Source organism: Rhodopirellula sp. UH5 (assembly GCF_056839225.1).
In genome coordinates this window covers 3,914,429-3,935,044 of record NZ_CM166390.1, presented here as the reverse complement: position 1 = coordinate 3,935,044, position 20,616 = coordinate 3,914,429, and the positions used below count along the sequence as shown (strand labels likewise).

Here is a 20,616-nt window from a genome sequence, read left to right as displayed (position 1 = left end):
TTGAAGCCAGTTCAGATCATTGCACACTTTTTGTCGACGCACAGCTAACGCATTCCGGGCCTTTCTAGATGGGCTTGTTCGGATCGCTGGTTGGCGTCGCATTGGAAACCACATGCCAGACAATTGGAATATCCTCGCGAGTTTGTTGGGGACACCCAAGCCGCCGGATCGCCCTGCAGCCAAAGTCGAACCCGAAAAACCTGTTGCAGAACCTGAGGCCGCCGCGGAATCTCGCGAGCCAAAGGAAAAGGAAGCCGCTTCGAAGCAAGAGCAGCCTGCTGATTCTGCACCGAAGAAGGCGTCTGCCTTCTCGGATGTGGAAGAGGGGGCTGACGACGTGTTGCAGGCTTTGGCCGCTGTCAAACCACCGCCGAAATTGCCAGGTTTTGGCATTTCCGCTGAGGATGAATCCGATCAGGATTCCCCCTCGGGATTCGGAGACGCAGAAGGAAAAATCTCGAAGCGAGAAACGCAGCTGAAATCAGGCGGCGAGAAATCGCCTGCTGCCAAGCGTGATCGAAAGCATCGCGGCACCCCAGATTTGGGCGAACCGCCTCGCAAGCGTGATGGCGGCAGCGGATTCGCAAGCGGGATTCTCGGGGACGATGATTCGGATGTCGTGGACGACTCCGATCTGGAGCTCTTGGATGACGAGTCTGATCTCGTCGTTGCAGGCACCGTCGAAATTGAAAGTTGGGACGCGGAATCGGTTGACGAAGACGAATCGCCTTCCGCAGCCAAGCCTGAACGCGAGCGAAATGGCCGCGGTCGTGGTCGCGGAGGACGCAGTCGCCGGGGCCGCGATTCAGAAGACTCGCAGGACGAGTCCACTGAATCCAAGGCTTCGGAGTCCAAGCCGTCGGAATCAAAGCCCAGTGGTGGTCGCGGTGGCCGTCGTGGTCAGCGACAGAAAATGTCCGGATCGGACGTGGTCGTGGAGGCTCGTTCGGAGCCCGCTCGAGGCGATCGCGAAGAATCGGATTCGGAAGCATCTGAAACTCGCGGGCGTCGTCGACGCCGGGGTGGGCGTCGCGGTGAGCGATCGGATTCCGATCGTGGATCCGAAGAACGACCCAAGGCGGAGCAGCCGACCGCAGAACGTGGCGAACGAAGCCGTCCCGGTGGACGTGACGAGGGACGCACAAAAGCCTGGGATGATTCGGATCTGGAGTCCGATGACGATTCCTTCGCAGCGGATTTGTTCGTCGATGATGGTTCGGTTGATGAGCCGTCCGCCGACCGTGATTCGAAGCGTTCAAAAGAAGATTCCGAGGATGACGAACCCCGCGCAGGCCGTCGGCGTTCGCGTCGTGGTGGCCGTCGACGTGGCGGACGCGGGCGCGAAGAACGCGAGTCTTCCGAAGTGAAGGCACGCGGTGGTCGCGATTCCGAATCCGACAAAGAAAACGATTCGTTGGAGGACGAGTTGCCGCGATTCGCATTCGCCGACGATGACGATTCCGTTGATTCGGAGCTAGAAGAATCTGACGGCGACAAAGAGAACAGCGACAAAGAAACTCGATCACGAGGTCGTTCGCGATCTCGCGGGGGGCGTAAACGAGACCGGGACGGCGACCGTGAACGTTCGGGCGGTTCCGATCGCTCAACAAGTTCGGAGCGTTCCGATCGTGATGGCAATTCTGACCGCGAAGGCGGTTCAGAGCGTTCCAGCGGATCTGGCCGTGATGGCGAGCGATCTTCGTCTCGTGGACGTCGTGGGGAACGCAAGGATTCTCGCAAGAAGGATCCGGACATTCCGACTTGGGACGAAATCGTCAATCAGATTGTTGATAGCAATTTGAAGGGCCGGAAAACCCAGCCTCCACGTGGAGGCCGCGGTCAATCTGGCGGCGGCAGCTCTCGAGGTCGTCGTCGCTGATGGTGATGGCGGTGTTTGTCACCGCTTTGCCGTCCCAATCGTCTAGCCATCCCAAACAATCCATCCAAAATCAATCAAGGAATCTCCATGTTTAAAAACTTCTGTCCTTCCGCGCTTGGCATCAACGGTCGTCAAAGCGAGTTGATCGAATTGGCCCTGACTTACGCATTTCGCGGCATGGACGTCGACATGCACGACATGCTTCGTCGTTCGCAGCGAACCACGTTCGAAGACGCTTCGAAGTACCTCAAGGCTTCGGATATCAAAATCGGCTCGTTCCAATTGGCGATCGATTTGGATTCCGACGACGACACGTTCACAGCCGCAGTGGCTCAGTTGCACCCGCTTGGCGAAATCGCTCAGCAACTCGGTGCGGAACGCGCTTTGATTCGCGTCCCAGCGGCGACCAATCGGTTGCCGTTCAACGAGTTCTTCGATGTCCAACGCAACCGCTTGGGGCAAATCGCAGATGTCTTGGGCCAACGCGAGATCAAATTGGGCGTTGGGTTCCGAGCCGGAACGGAATTGCTGGAAGGCAAAGAGTTCACCTTCGTCAACAACGTGGAGACCTTCCGTGCGTTGGTCGACGCGGTGCCGAACGAAAATGTTGGCTACGTGATCGATACCTGGGACTGGGTTGTTGGCGACGGTGCCATGGACCAGCTCAGCGAAATCTCGGGTGAAAAGATTGTTGCTTTGCGTCTCGGGTCGGTCCCCGCAGAAGCTGACATGGCGACCGTGAAGTCGACCGACCGTCTGCTTCCCGAATTGAACGGCATGACATTGGATCACGTGAAGGTCGTCAGTCACCTGAACGAAACCAACTTCAGCGGCCCAATGAGCCCCACGGCATCGACGTCGCAGTACAAAGGTCAAACCCGCGAATTCTTGGTTCAGAAATCCCAAGAAGCGATCGATGGGATCTGCAAAGAGGCCGGCATGACCGTGGCTCCATTGCCCATGGATTTGATCGAAGACATTCCTTACGAACCGACCCCCATGTGATCCAGCGGGAGAACTTCCATTATGAGTCAATCTGAAGTCGACCTATTAGACCAGCTCGGCGGCACCGACGGGATCCGTCGCGTCGTCGACGAGATGTATGTCCGCGTGCTAGCGGACCCAGAGTTGACTCATTTCTTTGAGGGAGTTCCCATCGAGAAATTGGCGCGGATGCAGGCTGAGTTCATCGCTTCGATCACTTCGGGCGAGATTGAGTACACGGGCGCGGACCTCACCAGGGTTCACGCCGGTCGTGGAATCACCCGGGCCCATTTCTCAACGTTTTGTGGTCACTTGACGGATGCATTGGAAGCGAAGAATGTCCCCTCGCATGCCATTCATCAGGTGCTCGGTAAATTGGCGATGTACAGCGATAAAGTCACCGGTTCGAGCAACGTCGACGGTTGATGCAACGCCGCCAAATTGGACGTTCGCCTTGTCTTTTGGGAGGCAGGACGTGTCAACGGTTGGTTGATATCGTTCTGTTTTTCTAAGCGGCAAGACGCTCGTCGCATGTTTTGACTGCCTCGCAGCCGACGGCGATCGCCAGGTCGCTTTTGGCTGTCCCGGTCGACCGGATTTGGGCTACCGGATCCAGGCTACCGGACCTTGTTGGCTTCGCTGACAGTTGGAGCTGATTCTTAGCGTGAACTCCCGGTTGGGAACGTTCCAGTTTCGCACATCCTTTGGTTTTTACTTCTATGACTGCCACTCGTCGTCGTCCCGTCGTTTTGATCGTCCGTGATGGTTGGGGCCAGAACCCTGATCCCAAATGGAATGAATGCAATGCGGTTCATTTGGCCAACACACCGGTCGATGAAAAGCTGACTCAAGAGTACCCCAGTGTGCTGATTCACACGTCGGGAGAAGACGTTGGGTTGCCTGCTGGCGTGATGGGCAACAGTGAGGTCGGGCACCAGAACATCGGTGCGGGACGGATTGTCGATCAGGAAGTGATGCGAATCACGCGAGCGATTCGCGACGAGTCGTTCTTCAGCAACCCGGTGGTGGTGGGCGCGATCGAGCATGTCAAACAGAACGGCGGTCGATTGCACCTGCTGGGGCTGATGTCCGATGGTCGTGTGCACAGTGATTTGCAGCACGGCATGGCCGTGATCGACCTGGCCAAGCGGAACGGTTTGGTGGGGGATCAGCTGGCGATTCATGCGATCACCGATGGACGCGATACCTCGCCGCGTGGCGGGATCAAGTTCGTGTCGCAGTTGACGGACCGCTGTGAAGCCTCTGGTGTCGGGGTGGTGGCGTCTGTGATCGGGCGTTTTTATGCGATGGATCGTGACCTGCGTTGGGAACGCGTCGAAGCGGCCTACAAGTTGATGACCGAAGGCGTCGGGCAAACGTTCCCCACTGCCAGTGCCGCGATTGAAAGTTATTACGCCAATCCCACCGATAGCAATCGAGGTGGAGACGAGTTCATCACAGCGTCCTCGATTGTTCCTGAAGGCGGTTCGCCAATCACGGTCCAGCCTGGCGATGCGGTGTTGTTCATGAACTACCGCGGCGACCGAACGCGAGAAATCACCAAGGCGTTCACCTTTGATGAGGCGGCTTGGAAAGAGATTCCAGGCGGCGGATTCGATCGCGGTGAGAAGATCGACAATTTGTACTTCGCGACGATGACAGGCTATGAGACCGGGTTGCCGGTCAAGGTGATCTTCGAGAAACCCGCCAAGATGCCAAACATTCTTGGTGAGTACGTGGCTTCCAAAGGTTTGCACCAATTTCGCTGTGCGGAAACCGAGAAGTACCCGCACGTGACGTTCTTCTTCAATGACTATCGAGACAATCCTTTTGAAGAAGAGGAGTGGGGCATGGCTCCTTCGCCCCGCGATGTTTCCACCTACGATCAAAAGCCGGAAATGTCCGCGGAGGACATCACGGAAAAAGTGCTGGAGCAAATTGAGTCGGGCAAGTGCGACATGATCATCGTCAACTATGCCAACGGCGACATGGTCGGCCACACAGGAGTTTTGAAAGCTGCGATTGAGGCGGTTGAGAAGGTGGATGCCTGTGTCGGCCGAGTGGTCGATGCGACCTTGGCGGCGGGCGGGTCATTGGTCGTCACTGCCGATCATGGCAACTGCGAGCAAATGATTGATCCTGAAACGGGTGGCCCCCACACGGCACACACGACCTACCAGGTCCCGTTGATTCTGGTGGATCCAGAGTTCGTTGGCAAACCTTTGCGTGAGGGCGGTCGTTTGGCTGATATCGCTCCCACCGTGTTGGCGTTGATGGGGCTGGAAGTGCCACCTGAAATGACCGGGCGTCCTCTGATGGAAACTCAGACCGCCTGATGTCGGCTGCCCCGCGGGAAGGTTGGACCATCGGGAATCGAACCGTTGCGATCATTGCTGCCGCGTTGATGTTGGTGGGTTTGGTCGCGACGTTCTCTCGCATTCTCGTCAAGTATCAAACCCCGGGGCCCTTTGATCCGGAACGCCAAGGTCTCTGTGATTTTCACAATGGGATCTACTTCCCCACGCGAGCGGTGCTGGCGGGGGAAAGCCCTTATAGCAATGCCTACGCCGCCAAGTATCCGGTCGCGAGGCAAATCCCATTCTTCTCGCCCGTGATTCTGTTGATGCACGCACCGCTGGCGGTGCTGCCGCTGCATGTTGGCGAAGTGTTGAATGTGATTCTGCAGCTGTTTTTGCTCGCGGCGATTGCGATTCTGGTGGCTCGCGAAGCAGGGTACCCAAAGCGATACGACGTAGTGCTCTGCATTGCCATGGCGATGGTTTACAGCCGCGGTGGTCACATCACCTTGTTCAACGGCTACTTCACCTTTCAGTTGGTGTTGGCAACGTTTTTGTCAGTCGTCTGGGCGGACCGCCGGCCCGTTCGGGCGGCGTTTGCGTTGTTGGTGGTTTCGGCCAAACCAACTTATATCTTGCCGCTTGGATTCCTGATGCTGGCTCGCGGCAATTGGCGAGCATTGATTGGCGGTGCCGTGCTCAGTATTGCTGGTGCTGCTTTGCCGCTGGCTTGGATCGCACACCACGAAGGTGACGGTAACATCGCGGCGGGAGTTTCGATCCTGCAGCAGCAAATTGTCGACACGCAGGAAGTTCACCGTTCGATGGACGACGAGTCGCCCGTGTATTCTTGGACACGGCTCGATCTGTTTGCGATCATCGCGAAATGGCGAGGGGAAGACCCGGGGGATCTGCCGCACATTCTGGCGATGGCGGCACTGTTGATCGTCCCGATGTGGGTGTTGTTTGTGCGTGCCAGGCGAGGCCAGGACGATGGGATTGCTGGCGTGACCGGCGGCGTTTTGCTGACCGCTTTGTTGGTCAGTTTGTATCACCAATCGTACGACTCGCTGCTGATGATCGCTCCCGTTGCCGGTGCTTGGATGGCGAGGCTGAATGGCTGGGCAAGTGTTTCGCCCAAGCTGCGCTGGGCGTTGTGTGGCTTGATGGCGTTTCCGGCGCTGAATTATCTGTCGACACGAACGTTTCTGCTGCGGTTCGAGTTGCCAGAAGTTGCGGTGCGTATTTTCACCAGTCTCAATGGGATCTGCCTGGCGATTTCGTTGGTGATCCTGTGTTGGATTGCATTTCGAAAGCCAGCCGACGAGAAGAGTCAGGTCAGCGGGAACGTCGAGTGAGCTAAATTGGGGTGGAACTTTGGGGGATCGCGTTCGTCCAAAGTTTGTTCATGGAACATCTCCCCCTTGTTGAGGTTCGCTCAAATGCTCGCCCGATTCCTTTCTTGCGTTCGCTCGCGTTTTGCTCCGCTTGTTCTTGCCGCAGTTTCGGTGGCACTGTCTTCCGCGATGGACGCCCAAGAAGTGGTTGCGCAGCAGCAGGTTGCCGCTGGTCCATCGGGGCCGATCAAGGATGTTTCTTTTCAGGCGTTGTGGTTGATCGAATCCGACGACGCGAACCGGATTGAATATGCGGGGCCCGCGCGCGAGGCATTGTCGACGGTTGGATTTGGCCGATTGGTTCCTGCGGGCAGCGCGATGGCATCCGTCACGGTTGGATTGGACGCTCGTGTGGACTGTGGCTCGCGCTACGGTCAATTGCAGTGCCAGGTCCGGTTTCTGAACACGACGGAGTCGGGTGAAGTTCAGGCTCAGGTTGAGTTCCGGACGCAGCCACAATCGGGAATGACCATCGCGACCACCGTCAAAGCCCCAGTGGGAAAGTGGTTCCTGGTCGGGGCTGCTGACTCACGAACGGGATTGCCCACTCACGCAGATGATGGCAAGCGAGCAGTGATGATCATGAAAGTGACCAGGGATGTGATCACCCTGGAGTAGTCAGCCTTTCATGCTGAATCAAACGACAATCAGAAGCTCGAGATGGGCTGCTAAGCAGGTCGGCAGGAATGATCGGGCACAACCGTGTGAGCCGTTTGGGCGTTAGCCTGGGCTGTCAAAAGGTTGGTATTGACACCGCTTTGGACTGCGCAGGTTTTGTTCCTCGACTTCGCCCCAAAGGGGCAGCCCTATGCCAGCCCAGGGCAACGCCCTGGGTTGTGGCGGGACCAAGATTACAAAGCCCCAACGGGGGCGGTCCTAGCGGGTTTTGGGGAGTCTTTCTTAGGGCCGCCCCGTTGGGCAACGCCGTGAACGATTTTGAGGCCGCGATTTGTGGTGTTTTGCTGAACTGCCCTTGAAGTGTAAAAGCCGGATCCCCCTACCAACCAACTGAAACACTTCAGTCAGAAAGGAATCCGGCTGTGTCAAAGAAACTCGATTCTCACGAATCAAGCAAGGCCAAAGAACATGCTCGACAAAGGAAATCCAACCGAGCTAAGCGCAAGGTCAAGATCGAATCTCAGCGAGAGCGTTATCGGAAAGCCCAGACGCGCAACGCCAAAGAGTTCCGCAGTGCGATCGATTGGGTGCTGGGTGACGAGCAGGCAGTGCCGACGCAGGCCCACGGCAACACTGGCTGGAAGACAATGACTCTGATGATCCAAGCCTTGCTGTGGATCTTCTCTGACAAGGACAAGCTCAAGGATGCTTTTGATTCAGGCACCCGGCAATGCAAAAAGGTCCACGGGAGGATCGCATTTTCAAGTTACTCTGGACTGATCAAGGCGCTGGTTCGATGGACTCCCTGGTTGTCCGAGGTTTTGCTTACTCGGATTCACAAGCAAATCGAGGCAACCGCCGGCAAGCTTTGGAGGACGACTGGTTGGGTCGTCATGGCTGTCGATGGTTCTCGAAACACAACGCCGCGAACACTGAGTAACGAAAAAGCGTTTTGCGCTCCCAATCATGGTCACGGGACAACGGCTCGGTATCGAAAAAAGAAGACCAAAGGAATGCGCCGTCAGGCCATCGAGAAGAATCCACCGGCACCGCCAGTACCCCAGATTTGGATCACAAAGATTTGGCACGTTGCCACGCAACTGACTTGGTGCTGGAAACTTGGGCCTAGCAATGCGTCCGAACGAGCACACGTGCAAGAGATGCTAGAAAACGGCGAATTCCCGGGGAAAACGTTGTTTACCGGTGACGCGGGATTCGTTGGCTACGAATTTTGGAAGAGCATCATCGATGGGGGACACCACTTTCTCGTTCGCGTCGGCGCGAACGTCAACTTGCTGCATAGCCTCGGCTACGATGTCGAGCCTGGCGAAGACAACCTTGTTTACTGCTGGCCCAAGGACAAACGCCGTGAGGGCATGCGTCCCCTGAAGCTTCGCATGATTCAGATCCAACTCGGCCGCAAAGAGGCAGTTCTCTTAACGAGCGTTTTGGATGAGAAGAAGCTCACGGACGAGCAAGCACTGGTAATTTACAAGAGCCGCTGGGGAATCGAATTGGAATTTCGCAACCTAAAGCAAACGTATGGACGACGACAACTTCGCTGCCGCCAGAGCGTCCGGGCGTTGGTGGAGTTGCATTGGTCGATCCTCAGTATTCTGATCGTCAAGCTGTATGCCTTGAAAGTACACCTCGCGAAGAAACGTCGCCGGGGTGATCCGGTCGCGATGCCTGGTCGAATCAGCTTCGCAGGGGTGGTGCGTTCTTTCCAACGCATTCTTGAGAACCTCAACGAGACCGATCTCGAGGAACCGAGCTTATCGGAGATGCTGAGGGATGCGCTGATCGATGATTACGAACGCAAGTCGAGCAAGGAGGCGAGGTATAAACCGAACAAGAAAGACAAGCCTCGTTGCGGTCTCCCCAACGTCACTCGCGCCACGAAAGAAGATCGCGATCGACTTCAAAAACTGGGGTTTTGTACCGTCGCCTAAATCGTTCACGGCGTTGCCCGTTGGGGCTGGTGTCGGAATCTCTGTAACGAAACCCCAGGCGATGCCTGGGGCTATCTTAGAGCTGCCCCGTTGGGGCGTAGGACAGAATAAAAATCAACGCCGCATTTTCCGTGTCAATACCAACCTTTTGACAGCCCAGCGTTAGCCTCGGTTAAGTGCGGGAACCGTGGCTAACGCCAACGGCTCACATACCCGATGACTCCTGCGTACCTGTTTAGGGTGTCGTTTCTGAGTCCTCTGTTTCGAGATTTAGAGTTGGTTCTTCGCTTGCTTGGGGTTCGTCAGTTGGCGCATCCAGTTCGGGTGTTGGCTGTTCCGCACGTTCGTTTGGATTCTCGGGGGCATCGGTTGGATTGGCCGAGTCCGCACTGGCGGGAATCAGTTTCATCGCAGCCTCGTATTGTGCGATTGCATCTCTCGCTTCAGTGATCGCAGACTCAGCCCTTTGACGCTCGAGTTGTGTGGACTTGGACTTGGAGTTGGCAGAGGGATTTGATTGCTGCTGCTCGATGATGGTGGCCAGATCGAATTCAGCCGCTTTCAAATTGCGAGCCAAGCCACGCTGGATCGATTGAAGTTGCAGTTTCAGCAGGGCGGTTTGCTTTTGGGCGGTTGTGTAGTCGAGGGTTGCCTTTCGCAATTCGGAGTCAGGGATCGCGCCCTGTTCATGCAGGCGAGTGTAGTCGTTGAGGCGTTCCTTGTTTGACTGCTCAAGCAGTGCCGCGTCGTTCGCTTTCAGGGCAGACTCGAAAGCTTCCATGAGTTTGCCGGGGGAGGATGAAGGAATGGATTTGGACGCTGGTTTTTGTGGCGAACGATTCGGGGGCCGGTTGGGGCTCGGTTGCCATGAGTTGTTTGAACGAGAGGTGTTGGCTTGCGGGGTTGGGGAGTAGGGCTCTGAATAGCCTCTAGGAAGTAAGTCCGGACCGATCGAGTCGGTGCCAAAATACGGCGAGACGGGGCCATACGGAGTGGTTGGTGGTGTGTAGTTCCAATCCAGTGGATCGCTGCGGCCGAGCAGTTGATCGATTCGTCGCTGAATGATTTTGTCTTGGTCTTCAGCGCGTTGCTGATGGATATTCTTGAGCGATTGGAGGCGCTTTTCAATCGCAGCGATCTCCGAGCCTTGCTGTTCGTGCATCCGCTTGAATTCCGATTCCAGTTCGGTGCGTAGTTCGGCCAGCTTGGCGTCCATCTCGTTGCTGTTTTCGTTGTTGGTTGTTGATCCCCGCAGTTGATTGACCAGTTGCTTGATTCTTTCGTTGTGTTTGGAATTCCCCTTGGTCATCAGGCGGCCGGTCGCTTGGAGGGGGATTCTTTGTCCAACATATTCTGTCGTGATTGAGATATTTCCGTATTTGTCCCTGGTTTGACGCGTGACTGGTACGTCGACTTGTTGGGTGGGTTGTCCTTGTTTTTCGAATCGCAGCGTCGTCTTGGATTGGTTGTTGAATCCTGGTTGCGATTGGTGATCGCTGTTGGGATATGCCTGATGTGAGAGGCTCGGTTCGCTCGCAATTTGCGCACGCGTCTCCTGGTACGGTAGGTTGTTCGGTTGGGGATAAGAGTTCAGGGGGCGCTGTTGGCCGATCGGTCGTGAATCCCGGTTTTGGGCCCAGGTTGAGGGCAGAGAAGTCCAGGACCAAACCAAGATGGCAGCCGTGGGGACCGTCAATGTCGCGATGAATGCCGACTTCCAGGCACGGCTTCTTCGCTTGGGCAACGTCGGAGTGGGAACCGAATTCATTTGAGCTTCATCCTTCATTTTTGATCTCCATCGGTGAGGTCGGGATTGATTGTTGAATCAGTTCCTTCGAGTTGGATTGCCAGTCGCTCCAGCGAGAACTGAATCGAATTCAGTTCTGCGTTGAAGTGAACTGCGTCCCAGTCGTCGGTGGTCGGAGTGGGGGCCGCGGGGGCGCTCGGTGGCATCGCGATCAACCGTCGCGATTGTTCGATGACGGTTGGCTGCGATGGTTCCGTGTGAGTGTTTTCTGGCGGGCGGTGGTTCCAGGTTGCAATCGCGAATACCACTGTCAGCAGGCCTGCCGTTGCAAGCGTCCATCGAATGGAACGTTGCGGGCGACGTTCATTGAGCGAGTCAGGCAGTCGATTGACCGTTGGGTTTCGCACATGGGCGTTGACCTCGCGCAGGAGCGTGACCGCCTTGTCTGCGGATCCGATCCGAAGCGTGAGATCAGGTTCCATGAAGCGAGCGACCAAGTTGTCGAACCAACCAGGCATTCGTTCATTGATCTCTTGGATGGGTTTGGCACGTGTCTCGGTGATCTTTCGCAGGACTCCGAGAGGGGACTCGGCGCGGAAGGGCGGTCGTCCCGTTGCCAGCGCGTAGAGCAGGCTTCCCAAGCTGAACAGATCGCTGCGGGCGTCCAAAGTTTCGCCGCGAGCTTGCTCCGGGCTCATGTACTGGGGTGTGCCAGCGATCATGCCGCTGTTGGTCAGCGTGGCGTCATCGAGTGCTCGGGCGAGTCCGAAGTCACTGATCAGGACGCGGCCGTTGCCTTCTTCGATCAAAATATTTGCGGGTTTGATGTCTCGGTGAAGCACGCTGTTCTTGTGAGCGGCTGACAATCCTTCGGCGATTTGCAAACCGATCCTGACGACTTCGGTCAGCTCCAGCGGGCCTTCGCGATCAAGATGCTGTTGCAGGTTTCCGCCGTCGATGCAGGGCATCACCAGGTAAGGCAATCGAGCGTTGGGGACGACGCTGTAAATCGGCACAATCGCAGGGTGCACGATCGCCGCGGCAGCTTGAGCCTCCCGCATGAAGCGTGTCCGCGCCGCACCAACGCCAGCGAGGTGAGGCGAGAGGACTTTGATTGCAACCGGTCGATTCAGTTCCGGATCCATGCCTCGTAGCACGACGCCCATGCCTCCTTGTCCGATCACGCTGTGAATCGAGTATTGATCCAAGGTGCCAATTGCAGGCGTGTCATCGGCGGCGCCTGAGCGTTGATCCTGCGGTGGTTGCAGCAGCGGACGGATCCAGTCCAAGGACGCGTCGAAGGATCGCTGGGGTTCGGCTGGATCGCTTGGGGTTGGGCGTGCAGGCCAACTGCTTTGGTCGATGAATGTGCTCTTGCTGAGGACTTCGACGGTTTCGTCCCACCACATGGGCTCGCCGGCAATTTCTCGCAGTTGCGATCGGCAGTGTTCGCAATTGCTGAGGTGATACTCGATGCGATCCGCTTCGGGAGCCGGTAATCGCTCATCGAGCAATTCACGCAACTTGTCCATTTCAAAGTGTGGGTCTTGCTTGGCAATCATGATGCGATCAATCACTCAAACGTTGGTGGACAAGTTCGCGAATCCGTTTGAGGATTCGACATCTGGCGACGTAGACGGATCCTTCGGAGATGCCCAGGTCGGAGGCGACGGCCGCGACGGATTGGTCCTCCACGGCGGTTCGCCAGAACGCGATCCAGTTTTTTTCGCCCGTTCGCGATCGCACCTTGCTGGCGGCCCAGCGAAACAGTTGTTGTCGATGATCGCGATCGAACTCGTGGGAAAGTTCCGCGTCCTGTTGAGTGCCGTCGATGCTTCGGTCGTTGGAGGCAACGGCGTCGATGATTCGAACGATGCTGCTGCCTCCGGTCAGTTCGCGGCGAGATTGAACGGATCTCAGTCGGTCGATGGTGGCGTTCCGCGTGATCCGGCTGAGCCAACCGCGAAAGGAGCCTTGGGCGGTCACGTCAAACCGCTCGATCGCACCGGCGACCGACATCAGAATCTCTTGCACAATCTCACGAGCGTCTGCGTCCTGCACGCCACGCCGCTTGACCAAGCGGTAGATGACTGGCTCGTAGATTGCGGAGAACTCGGCCCAGGCAAATTCATCCTTGGGATCATGCAGTCGCAAAAGCAGGCTTTCGCGAGTGGTTGGTTCGGCGGCGGTGGAATCAAAATCCAAAACGCAGTTCCAGGTAGGTGGACCGACTGTTCAAAGAGTCTCACGGATGTCCGAGCCAAATATTGCGCCTAACTTTTGAAAAAGGCAAAAAGCCTGGTGAGTGCGATTGAGAGAGATTCTGTGCCGAGCCTCATCGGTGGTGCTGGCGGATCCAGTCGGCGGCGTCGGAGAGGCTTTCTTCGAAGGGGCGGATTTTGTAGTCGAGTTCGCTTTGGGCTCGCGAACTATCGTAGTAGTGGTATTGGCTCGACATGCCCATGGCGGCACTGTTGAAGTCGACTTCGTGGGGCAGCAGTTTGCCAACGATGTCTCCAGCGACTCCTGCGATCCAGCGTTGGGCTGGTCCGGCTCGCATGATGGGCTGGCGGGCGTCCATCGCCTTGGTCATGGCTTTCCAAAGCTCGAGGTATCGCATGTTGTGGCCAGCGAGGATGTATTGCCGGCCCGCGGGGATTTCATTGGCCAGCAACTTTTCAGCGGCGCGGATGGTGGCGGCAGCCACGTCTCGTGAATCGCAGGTGCTGTTGCCGCCTGAAGGCGCAAGCGGACGCCAGGCTTTGCTGACTTCCAGCAGCATTCGGCCGCTGCTCGGTTTCCAATCCCACGGTCCGAGCATGAATCCGGGGTGAACCAAGACCGCTTTCAGGCCATCTTGAACACCTTTCAAAATGACTTCGTTGCCAGCTCGTTTGCTGAGGACGTAGCTGCACGGGATTTGCCCGCCGGCGTGATCCAGCGGGGTGTCTTCGTTCGCCACCCCATCACGGTCCGCGATACCGAGCGTGTTGACGGTGCCGACGTGAACGAGCTTGCAGTCGTGATGCAGGCAGGCGTCGACGATGGTTTGGGTGCCATCGCGATTGACAGCCAGGGAGTCCTCGAGGCGGTGCCAGCCCAGGTGAATCAGGCCAGCGGAATGGATGACCGCGTCACACTGGGACACGGCATCTTCGATCGCTGTTTGATCGAGCAAATCGCCGTGAGCGAATTGAGTGTGGATGCCATCGAAGACTTGCGAGTCAGGTTCGCCTCGCACCAAGGCGATCAAGTCGTGACCGGCGCCCGACAGTTGGCGAAGGATCGTGTTGCCTAGCAAGCCAGTGCCGCCAGTCACAAAGACTCGCATGGTGATTCCTCAAGGGACCGAGGGAATACAACGTGGCAGAGTTTTAGCGGAACGGCGCAAGCCGTCCGGTGCCGTGGAACCGGAGGGCTCTCGCCCTGCCGCTAAAATTCTTAAGACGTTTGGCCTTTGTAGTTCCGGTCGACGAACTTGGTGTCCACGGTGCCATTCACAAAGGCTTCGTTTTGTAGGATCCAGTTGTGGAATCCAACCGTTGTCGTGATGCCTTCGATTTGCAATTCCTGCAACGCACGCAGCATCGTCGCGATCGCTTGTTCTCGCGTGGGGCGATGGACGATCAGTTTGCCGATCATCGAATCGTAGTAAGGCGGGACCACGTAGCCCGACTTCACGTGCGAATCGAATCGAACTCCCATGCCGCCGGGCACGAACATCGATTCAATTTTGCCGGGGCAAGGTTGGAAGTTCTTGGTTGGGTCTTCCGCGTTGAGTCGGCATTCGATCGCGTGACCGGTGCACGTCAGTTCTTCTTGGCGGAACGACAGAGGCAGTCCCGAAGCGACTCGGATTTGTTCTTGGATCAGGTCCACGCCGGTGATCATTTCGGAGACCGGGTGTTCGACTTGGATCCGAGCGTTGACTTCGATGAAGTAGAAGTTGTATTCCTTGTCGACGATGAACTCGACGGTTCCCGCACCGGCGTAGTCGGCGCCAGCGATCATTCGCACGGCAGCATCGCAGATCGCTTCGCGGCGATCAGCGGGCAGGTCCGGGCTGGGGGCTTCTTCGACCAGTTTTTGGTGTCGTCGTTGGACGCTGCAGTCACGTTCGAACAGGTGGCACACGTTGCCGTGTGTGTCCGCGATCACTTGGACTTCGATGTGACGTGGTTGCTGGATGAATTTTTCCAGGTAAACACCGCCATTGCCGAATGCCGCGATGGCTTCGTTGCGAGCCGCTTCGAGTTGGCTTTTGAGGACATCTTCGGTTTCTGCGACCCGCATGCCTTTGCCGCCACCACCTGCGGTGGCTTTGATCAGCACGGGAAAGCCGATCTCTTTGGCGGTGTCGATGGCGCGGTCAAAGTCCGCGATCAATCCATCGCTGCCGGGGACGACCGGGACGTTTTGGGCAATGGCCATCGAGCGCGCGGTGTTTTTGTCGCCCAGTTTGTCCATCGCCGTTGGCGAGGGGCCAATGAATTCGAACCCGCTGCTTCGGCATTGCTCATTGAATTGAGCGTTTTCCGCCAAGAAGCCGTAGCCGGGATGGATGGCATCGACGCCGGCGACTTCTGCCGTGGCGATGATGCGATCGATTTTCAGGTAGCTGTCTGCGCTGCGGTTGGTGCCAACACAGTACGCATGGTCCGCCAATTTGACGTGCATGGAATCTTTGTCGGCTTCGCTGTAGACGGCGACCGACTCAATGCCCATTTCACGACAAGCGCGAATCACACGCAGCGCAATCTCGCCTCGATTGGCGATCAGAATTCGTTCGAACATGGATCAGCCGTCCACCTGGACGCGGAACAAAGGTTTGCCGAAATCAACGGCTTGTTGGTCGCTGACGAGCACTTCGACGATTTTTCCGCGGCACTCCGCGGGGATTTCGTTGAAGACCTTCATCGCTTCGACGATGCAAATCACGGTGTCTTCGTTGACGACATCGCCCACTTTGACAAACGCGGGGGATTCCGGGTTGGCCTTGGAATAAAAGGTGCCCACCATCGGCGAATTGATCGTGATGGTGCCGGCCGTGTCAGCCGAGGCATCGTCACCGGAGGCAGCGGGCGCCGCTGCAGCCGCAGGAGCGGCTGCGACGGGAGCTGCCGCAACGGGGGCGGGAATCATGGCTGGAGCCGTTCCACCCCGCGTCAGTTTGATGCGATCATCACCTTGTTGCAGGTCCACTTCGTTCAGTTCGTGTTGTTCCATCAACTCGACGATCTGGCGAATCCGATCGATGTCAAACACATCCCCGCCGTCGGGTGTTTCCGATTTCATACGAAGTCCGATACCTGCAAAGTCCAATGTTTTTCGAATCCAGAAGGGATCCGATCCACTCGTTTTCAGAGTGAAGAATAAGATCGCAACGTTTTACACAACAAGTCGACAATCATCGAGACCCTTCGGAAGGGTACTCAGACGTTCAAACCCATCGGCGGTGACGAGGATGTCGTCCTCGATCCGAATTCCAAATTCGCCTTCGAAGTACACGCCTGGTTCCACGGTAATCACCATCCCTTCGCGAAGCACCTCGGTGGACATCGGTCCCATGCGTGGATCCTCGTGAATTTCCAAGCCAAAACCGTGTCCGAGTCCGTGTTTGAAGGCGTCGCCCAAACCTGCTTTTTGCAGGACCTGGCGAGCGGCTCGGTCGACTTCGATGGCTTCCACCCCATCCCGAATCGCTGAAATGGCGGCTTCTTGCGATTCCAAAACGGCCTGGTAAGCGGCTTCAAATCGAGCGGCGGTCGCGGACCGAACCTCGGCTTTGTGCAGGGTTCGCGTGAGATCGCTGCAGTAACCATCGACACTTGCCCCCCAGTCGATGAGCAGGGTGCGGCAGTCCGCCAAGGCAATGTTGCGGGGGTGATAGTGGGGCAGGGCACCGTTGGGTTCGGCGCCCGCGATCACATCGAAGCTGACGCCGGAGGCACCCAGACTTCGCATGGTCGCTTCCAATTCGTGAGCGATTTGCAGCTCGGTCATCTGCGGGGTCAGCTTGTTCGTGACGCTGAGAAAACTTCGCTCGGCGATCGCGATGGCTCGCCGGATGGTGGCCAGTTCGTCGGCGTCTTTGATTGAACGCAGCGTTTCGACCAGGCCGCTGGTTTCGGTCCACTGGACTGATTCGATCTGTTCCTGCCACTGACGCAGCGTGGAAACTTGCACGTGATCGGCTTCGAACCCGATCGTTTGGAGCGACAAATCGCCCAAATATTCCGCCAGCAAAGCCACCAATGTCTGGCTGGGCGGTCGAATGGCGTTTTCTAAATTCGGGCATTCGTCGGCGATTTGCGTTTCGTAGCGACGGTCGGACAGCAAGGTGGCTTTGCCATCGGGACGGACCAGCAACCAGGTGCTGTCGCCGGTGAAACCGCTGAGATACCGCACGTTGACTTCGTTGCAGATCAAAATCGCGTCCATCGGCTGGTCCGAATTGGCGAGGGATTGCACAAGTCGTTCAATACGCTGAGTCATGAAGTCAAAATCCGTGGGTGTGGTCGAGGCGGCAAAAGGATTGAAACGGCGGTCAGCGGTGGGGGCGTTCTCCGCGCGGCCGAACGGCAGGCAACGCTCTCGTTCGGTGGCAGGTATTGTGGGCTGGGAATCGGCACCTGTCACCCGTTGGGGATCGACTGATATCATGCCGGCGATGGAACGCGAGCCCCATGGCTTCCTCCCCGATCCTTTCCCTTGTTCAAGCCACCCGCACATCCCGATGAAAACTGACGAACTCCGCGAAAAATACCTGGCGTTCTTTGAGACCAAAGGTTGCGTCCGCCAACCCAGTGACGTGCTCGTTCCGGCTTGGGATCCATCGGTTTTGTTCACCCCCGCGGGGATGAACCAGTTCAAAGACCACTTTCTGGGCAAGGTCAAACTGGATTTCACTCGCGCGACCACGTGTCAAAAGTGCTTGCGGACGGGTGACATCGAGAATGTCGGCCGGACCGCATTCCACCACACGTTCTTTGAAATGCTGGGTAACTTTTCGTTTGGCGATTATTTCAAAGAAGAAGCCATCCACTGGGCATGGGAATTTTTGACGGACAAAAAGTGGCTCGGCATTCCCGGCGAGCGACTGACGGTCACCGTTTACAAAGACGACGACGAAGCGTTCGGCATTTGGCACGATAAGATCGGGTTGCCAAACCAACGCATCACACGCATGGACGAGGATGAAAACTTCTGGCCTGCGTCGGCGCCCAGCGAAGGCCCGGACGGAGTTTGTGGTCCCTGCAGCGAAATCTATTACCAGTTGGAAGACGGCAGCGACGTCGAAATCTGGAACTTGGTGTTCACCCAGTTCAATCGCGTGGGAACGCCTCCAGACAACTTGCACCCGTTGCCCAGCAAGAACATTGACACCGGCATGGGGCTGGAACGAACCGCCAGCGTCCTGCAGGGCGTGCCAACCAACTTCCACATCGACAGCCTGTTCCCGATCGTCGAAGCGGCATCGGAAGTCTGTGGTGTGAAGTACGAATACGAGAGCGACAACGGGCGGCGACTGCGTCGGATCACCGACCACGCACGAGCCAGTGTGTTCGCGGTCCACGAAAACGTGTATCCCGGCCCCAAGGACGCTCGCTCGGTCATCCGCCGTCTGATCCGCCGTGCGGTGCTGGACGGTTATCAGATGAATCTGCGCGAGCCATTCCTGTACAAGTTGGTCGAAGCCGTTGCGGATGCGTCCAAAGCCGCATATCCAGAACTGGGGCAGACGACTCAGCGTGTCAGCGAAGCGATCGAGTCGGAAGAAAAGGCGTTTTTCTCGACAATCGATGGCGGGATGAAACGCATCCATCGTTTGTTCGAAGAGATGAACGACGAAGCATCCGTGATGGTGCCTGGTGCCGATGCCGCGGATTTGTTGACCACCTATGGCGTGCCGCCGGAGTTGGTTCAAACGCTGGCCGCCGAACAGAATTTCACGTTCGATTGGTCGGGCTTTCGCGAAGCGATGGACAAACACGCCGATGAGAGCGACGGCGGACAACGTGTGTTGTTCCAAACCGGACCCCTGGAAACTCTGAAAGAGGCTCTGCGGGAAACCCCGTTTGTGGGTTACGAACAGACAGAAGCAACGGCGATCGTCAAAGGCATCATCACTGGGGATGGCAAAGGCAAAGGAGACGACGGACAACTGCTCAGTCATCTTGATCGTCCTGAAGACGCGGTTCTGCGATTGGTGCTCGATCACTCGCCGTTTTATGGTGAATCCGGTGGCCAAGTCGGCGACATCGGCGTGATCTTCAACGACAACTTCGAGTTTGAAGTCATTGACACTCAGCGACACGCATCGTTGATCGTTCATCACGGTCGATTGGTGCGAGGCAAAATCTGCGAAGGAGAAACGTGCACTGCGAAGGTTGATGTTGAGAATCGCACGGCGCTCGCACGAGCCCACAGCGCGACTCACATTTTGCACCACGCATTGCACACACACGTTGGCCGGCACGCTGAGCAGCAGGGCAGCAAGGTCGAACCAGATCGCTTGCGATTTGACTTCACCAACCCCAAGGCCATCGACGACGAGACGTTGGTCAAAATCGAACAGGATGTGCTCAGCATGGTTGGCGAAGGCGACGAGATTCGCTGGGACACCGTGTCACTCGCCGATGCTCGTGAAGCTGGCGCGATGATGCTGTTCGGTGAAAAGTATCCCGATCCATGTCGCATGGTTTCGATGGGAACGTTCAGCCGTGAATTGTGCGGTGGGACTCACCTGACCAACACCAAGCAAGTGGGCTCGTTTGAGGTCGTGGTCGAGGAAAGCGTTTCCACGGGGACACGCCGCATCGAAGCTTTGACAGGTGATCGGGCCAAGGAACACCGCGAGCAAACTCAAGCGTTGCTGAACGAGGTGGCCGATCAATTGAATTGCGATGCCTCGGTGGCTGCCGCGGCCACGGTGGCCTTGATCGAAGAGGTTCGTCGATTGAAGAAGGAACTGTCGTCTGGCAAAGCGGCCGACTACCCCGCTGAGTTTGTCTTTGACGGCAAAGCGGCCAAAGAGGAAACGACAGACATCAGCGACTACAACGCGGTGCGTGCGGCGGTTCGTGGTTTGACCCGTCGTTTGAACGTCGCGATCACCGATGTGCTCAGTCGATTGGAGTCGTTGTTGGCGGATCGATCGAAGTTGGTCGAACAACTCAAACAAGTCACCGCCGGCGGGAAGATCTCGGCCGATGACCTGATCGCGGATGGAACCCAAGTTGGCGACACGTTGTTGATCGTTGCCGAAACACCCGGTGCCAATCCAAACATCATGCGTGGTTGGATCGACCAAATTCGCAAGAAGAGCGATACGCCGACTGCGGTGCTGTTGGCTTCGGCGATGAACGACAAAGTCATGTTGGTTGGCGGGTTGAGCCGAGATTTGGTCGATCGCGGATTGAAAGCGGGGGACTGGGTTGGTGCGGCGGCCAAGGTGGTTGGCGGCAGCGGCGGTGGACGGCCTGATATGGCCCAGGCCGGTGGCAAAGACGCCAGCAAGTTGCCCGAAGCGCTTCAGCAAGCTCGCGAAACGATGACTGAGAAACTGGGCTAAGCAGGTCGGCAGAATTCTTTCGGCATTGGAACTGTCATGGCAAACGCAACGGTTCCCACGTACAACCGGGGCCAACGCCCAAACGGCTCACATGATTCTGCCCGATCATTCCTGCCTACCTGCTTGAGAGCTCGCTCTTGCTTGCCTTTCATTTCCTGCCTCGGCCAC

At 57.0% G+C, this 20,616-nt stretch carries 15 protein-coding genes; 8 read left to right on the top strand and 7 right to left on the bottom strand.

Going from position 1 to position 20,616, the window contains the following annotated elements; translation table 11 throughout:
• Positions 1-112 precede the first annotated feature (112 nt).
• From UH5x_RS14060 to UH5x_RS14030, 7 genes are all read left to right on the top strand, one after another.
• Positions 113-1,879 (top strand): hypothetical protein, encoded by a 1,767-nt coding sequence (locus UH5x_RS14060; RefSeq protein ID WP_482632752.1) that lies wholly within the window; start codon positions 113-115, stop codon positions 1,877-1,879.
• A gap of 87 nt (positions 1,880-1,966) precedes the next feature.
• A complete protein-coding gene (locus tag UH5x_RS14055) occupies positions 1,967-2,884 on the top strand; it encodes a sugar phosphate isomerase/epimerase family protein (RefSeq protein WP_047815831.1) in 918 nt (305 codons plus the stop codon).
• 21 nt (positions 2,885-2,905) lie between these two features.
• Positions 2,906-3,289 (top strand): group I truncated hemoglobin, encoded by a 384-nt coding sequence (locus UH5x_RS14050; RefSeq protein WP_482632751.1) that lies wholly within the window; start codon positions 2,906-2,908, stop codon positions 3,287-3,289.
• Between the two features lie 278 nt (positions 3,290-3,567).
• A complete protein-coding gene (gene gpmI / locus UH5x_RS14045) occupies positions 3,568-5,199 on the top strand; it encodes a 2,3-bisphosphoglycerate-independent phosphoglycerate mutase (RefSeq protein WP_083435040.1) in 1,632 nt (543 codons plus the stop codon).
• Positions 5,199-6,518, top strand: a complete 1,320-nt coding sequence (locus UH5x_RS14040; RefSeq protein ID WP_482632750.1) for a glycosyltransferase family 87 protein — start codon at positions 5,199-5,201, stop codon at positions 6,516-6,518. The genes gpmI and UH5x_RS14040 overlap by 1 nt, the downstream gene beginning before the upstream one ends.
• A 150-nt stretch (positions 6,519-6,668) precedes the next feature.
• Complete coding sequence (locus tag UH5x_RS14035) at positions 6,669-7,175, top strand: hypothetical protein (protein WP_482632749.1); 507 nt, start codon at positions 6,669-6,671, stop codon at positions 7,173-7,175.
• Between the two features lie 422 nt (positions 7,176-7,597).
• Positions 7,598-9,127, top strand: coding sequence for a transposase (locus tag UH5x_RS14030; RefSeq protein WP_482632748.1), 1,530 nt, complete (start codon positions 7,598-7,600; stop codon positions 9,125-9,127).
• A gap of 235 nt (positions 9,128-9,362) precedes the next feature.
• On the opposite strand, the gene UH5x_RS14025 is transcribed toward UH5x_RS14030, so the two are convergent.
• The 7 genes from UH5x_RS14025 to UH5x_RS13995 all read right to left on the bottom strand — a co-directional run bounded on the left by UH5x_RS14025 (position 9,363) and on the right by UH5x_RS13995 (position 17,369).
• Positions 9,363-10,895 carry a hypothetical protein gene (locus UH5x_RS14025; RefSeq protein ID WP_482632747.1) on the bottom strand — a complete coding sequence of 511 codons (1,533 nt, stop codon included), beginning with the start codon at positions 10,893-10,895 and terminating at the stop codon, positions 9,363-9,365.
• A 14-nt stretch (positions 10,896-10,909) separates the two neighbouring features.
• Entirely contained in the window at positions 10,910-12,436 is a 1,527-nt protein-coding gene (locus tag UH5x_RS14020; protein WP_482632746.1) for a protein kinase domain-containing protein, read from the bottom strand.
• Positions 12,437-12,443: 7 nt separating this feature from the next.
• The gene (locus UH5x_RS14015) at positions 12,444-13,079 is read right to left on the bottom strand and encodes an RNA polymerase sigma factor (RefSeq protein WP_047815824.1); all 636 of its coding nucleotides are present in this window, start codon (positions 13,077-13,079) and stop codon (positions 12,444-12,446) included.
• Between the two features lie 130 nt (positions 13,080-13,209).
• On the bottom strand, positions 13,210-14,205 hold the full coding sequence (locus UH5x_RS14010) for an NAD-dependent epimerase/dehydratase family protein (RefSeq protein WP_482632745.1): 996 nt from the start codon (positions 14,203-14,205) through the stop codon (positions 13,210-13,212).
• Positions 14,206-14,315: 110 nt separating this feature from the next.
• On the bottom strand, positions 14,316-15,668 hold the full coding sequence (gene accC / locus UH5x_RS14005; RefSeq protein ID WP_482632744.1) for an acetyl-CoA carboxylase biotin carboxylase subunit: 1,353 nt from the start codon (positions 15,666-15,668) through the stop codon (positions 14,316-14,318).
• 3 nt (positions 15,669-15,671) lie between these two features.
• On the bottom strand, positions 15,672-16,169 hold the full coding sequence (gene accB / locus UH5x_RS14000; protein ID WP_047815821.1) for an acetyl-CoA carboxylase biotin carboxyl carrier protein: 498 nt from the start codon (positions 16,167-16,169) through the stop codon (positions 15,672-15,674).
• A gap of 93 nt (positions 16,170-16,262) precedes the next feature.
• On the bottom strand, positions 16,263-17,369 hold the full coding sequence (locus UH5x_RS13995; RefSeq protein WP_047815946.1) for a M24 family metallopeptidase: 1,107 nt from the start codon (positions 17,367-17,369) through the stop codon (positions 16,263-16,265).
• A gap of 241 nt (positions 17,370-17,610) precedes the next feature.
• Here UH5x_RS13995 and alaS point away from each other — a divergent pair, with 241 nt between their 5' ends.
• Positions 17,611-20,448, top strand: coding sequence for an alanine--tRNA ligase (gene alaS / locus UH5x_RS13990; RefSeq protein ID WP_047815820.1), 2,838 nt, complete (start codon positions 17,611-17,613; stop codon positions 20,446-20,448).
• The last annotated feature ends 168 nt before the right edge of the window (positions 20,449-20,616 follow it).

Excerpts from the sequence above, each read along its gene's own strand:
- UH5x_RS14040 (WP_482632750.1), top strand. The coding sequence starts at position 5,199 with ATGTCGGCTGCCCCGCGGGAAGGTTGGACCATCGGGAATCGAACCGTT.
- UH5x_RS14060 (WP_482632752.1), top strand. The coding sequence starts at position 113 with ATGCCAGACAATTGGAATATCCTCGCGAGTTTGTTGGGGACACCCAAG.
- UH5x_RS14055 (WP_047815831.1), top strand. The coding sequence starts at position 1,967 with ATGTTTAAAAACTTCTGTCCTTCCGCGCTTGGCATCAACGGTCGTCAA.
- UH5x_RS13995 (WP_047815946.1), bottom strand. The coding sequence starts at position 17,369 with ATGACTCAGCGTATTGAACGACTTGTGCAATCCCTCGCCAATTCGGAC.
- UH5x_RS14020 (WP_482632746.1), bottom strand. The coding sequence starts at position 12,436 with ATGATTGCCAAGCAAGACCCACACTTTGAAATGGACAAGTTGCGTGAA.
- UH5x_RS14010 (WP_482632745.1), bottom strand. The coding sequence starts at position 14,205 with ATGCGAGTCTTTGTGACTGGCGGCACTGGCTTGCTAGGCAACACGATC.
- UH5x_RS14025 (WP_482632747.1), bottom strand. The coding sequence starts at position 10,895 with ATGAATTCGGTTCCCACTCCGACGTTGCCCAAGCGAAGAAGCCGTGCC.
- alaS (WP_047815820.1), top strand. The coding sequence starts at position 17,611 with ATGAAAACTGACGAACTCCGCGAAAAATACCTGGCGTTCTTTGAGACC.
- UH5x_RS14050 (WP_482632751.1), top strand. The coding sequence starts at position 2,906 with ATGAGTCAATCTGAAGTCGACCTATTAGACCAGCTCGGCGGCACCGAC.
- accB (WP_047815821.1), bottom strand. The coding sequence starts at position 16,169 with ATGAAATCGGAAACACCCGACGGCGGGGATGTGTTTGACATCGATCGG.
- accC (WP_482632744.1), bottom strand. The coding sequence starts at position 15,668 with ATGTTCGAACGAATTCTGATCGCCAATCGAGGCGAGATTGCGCTGCGT.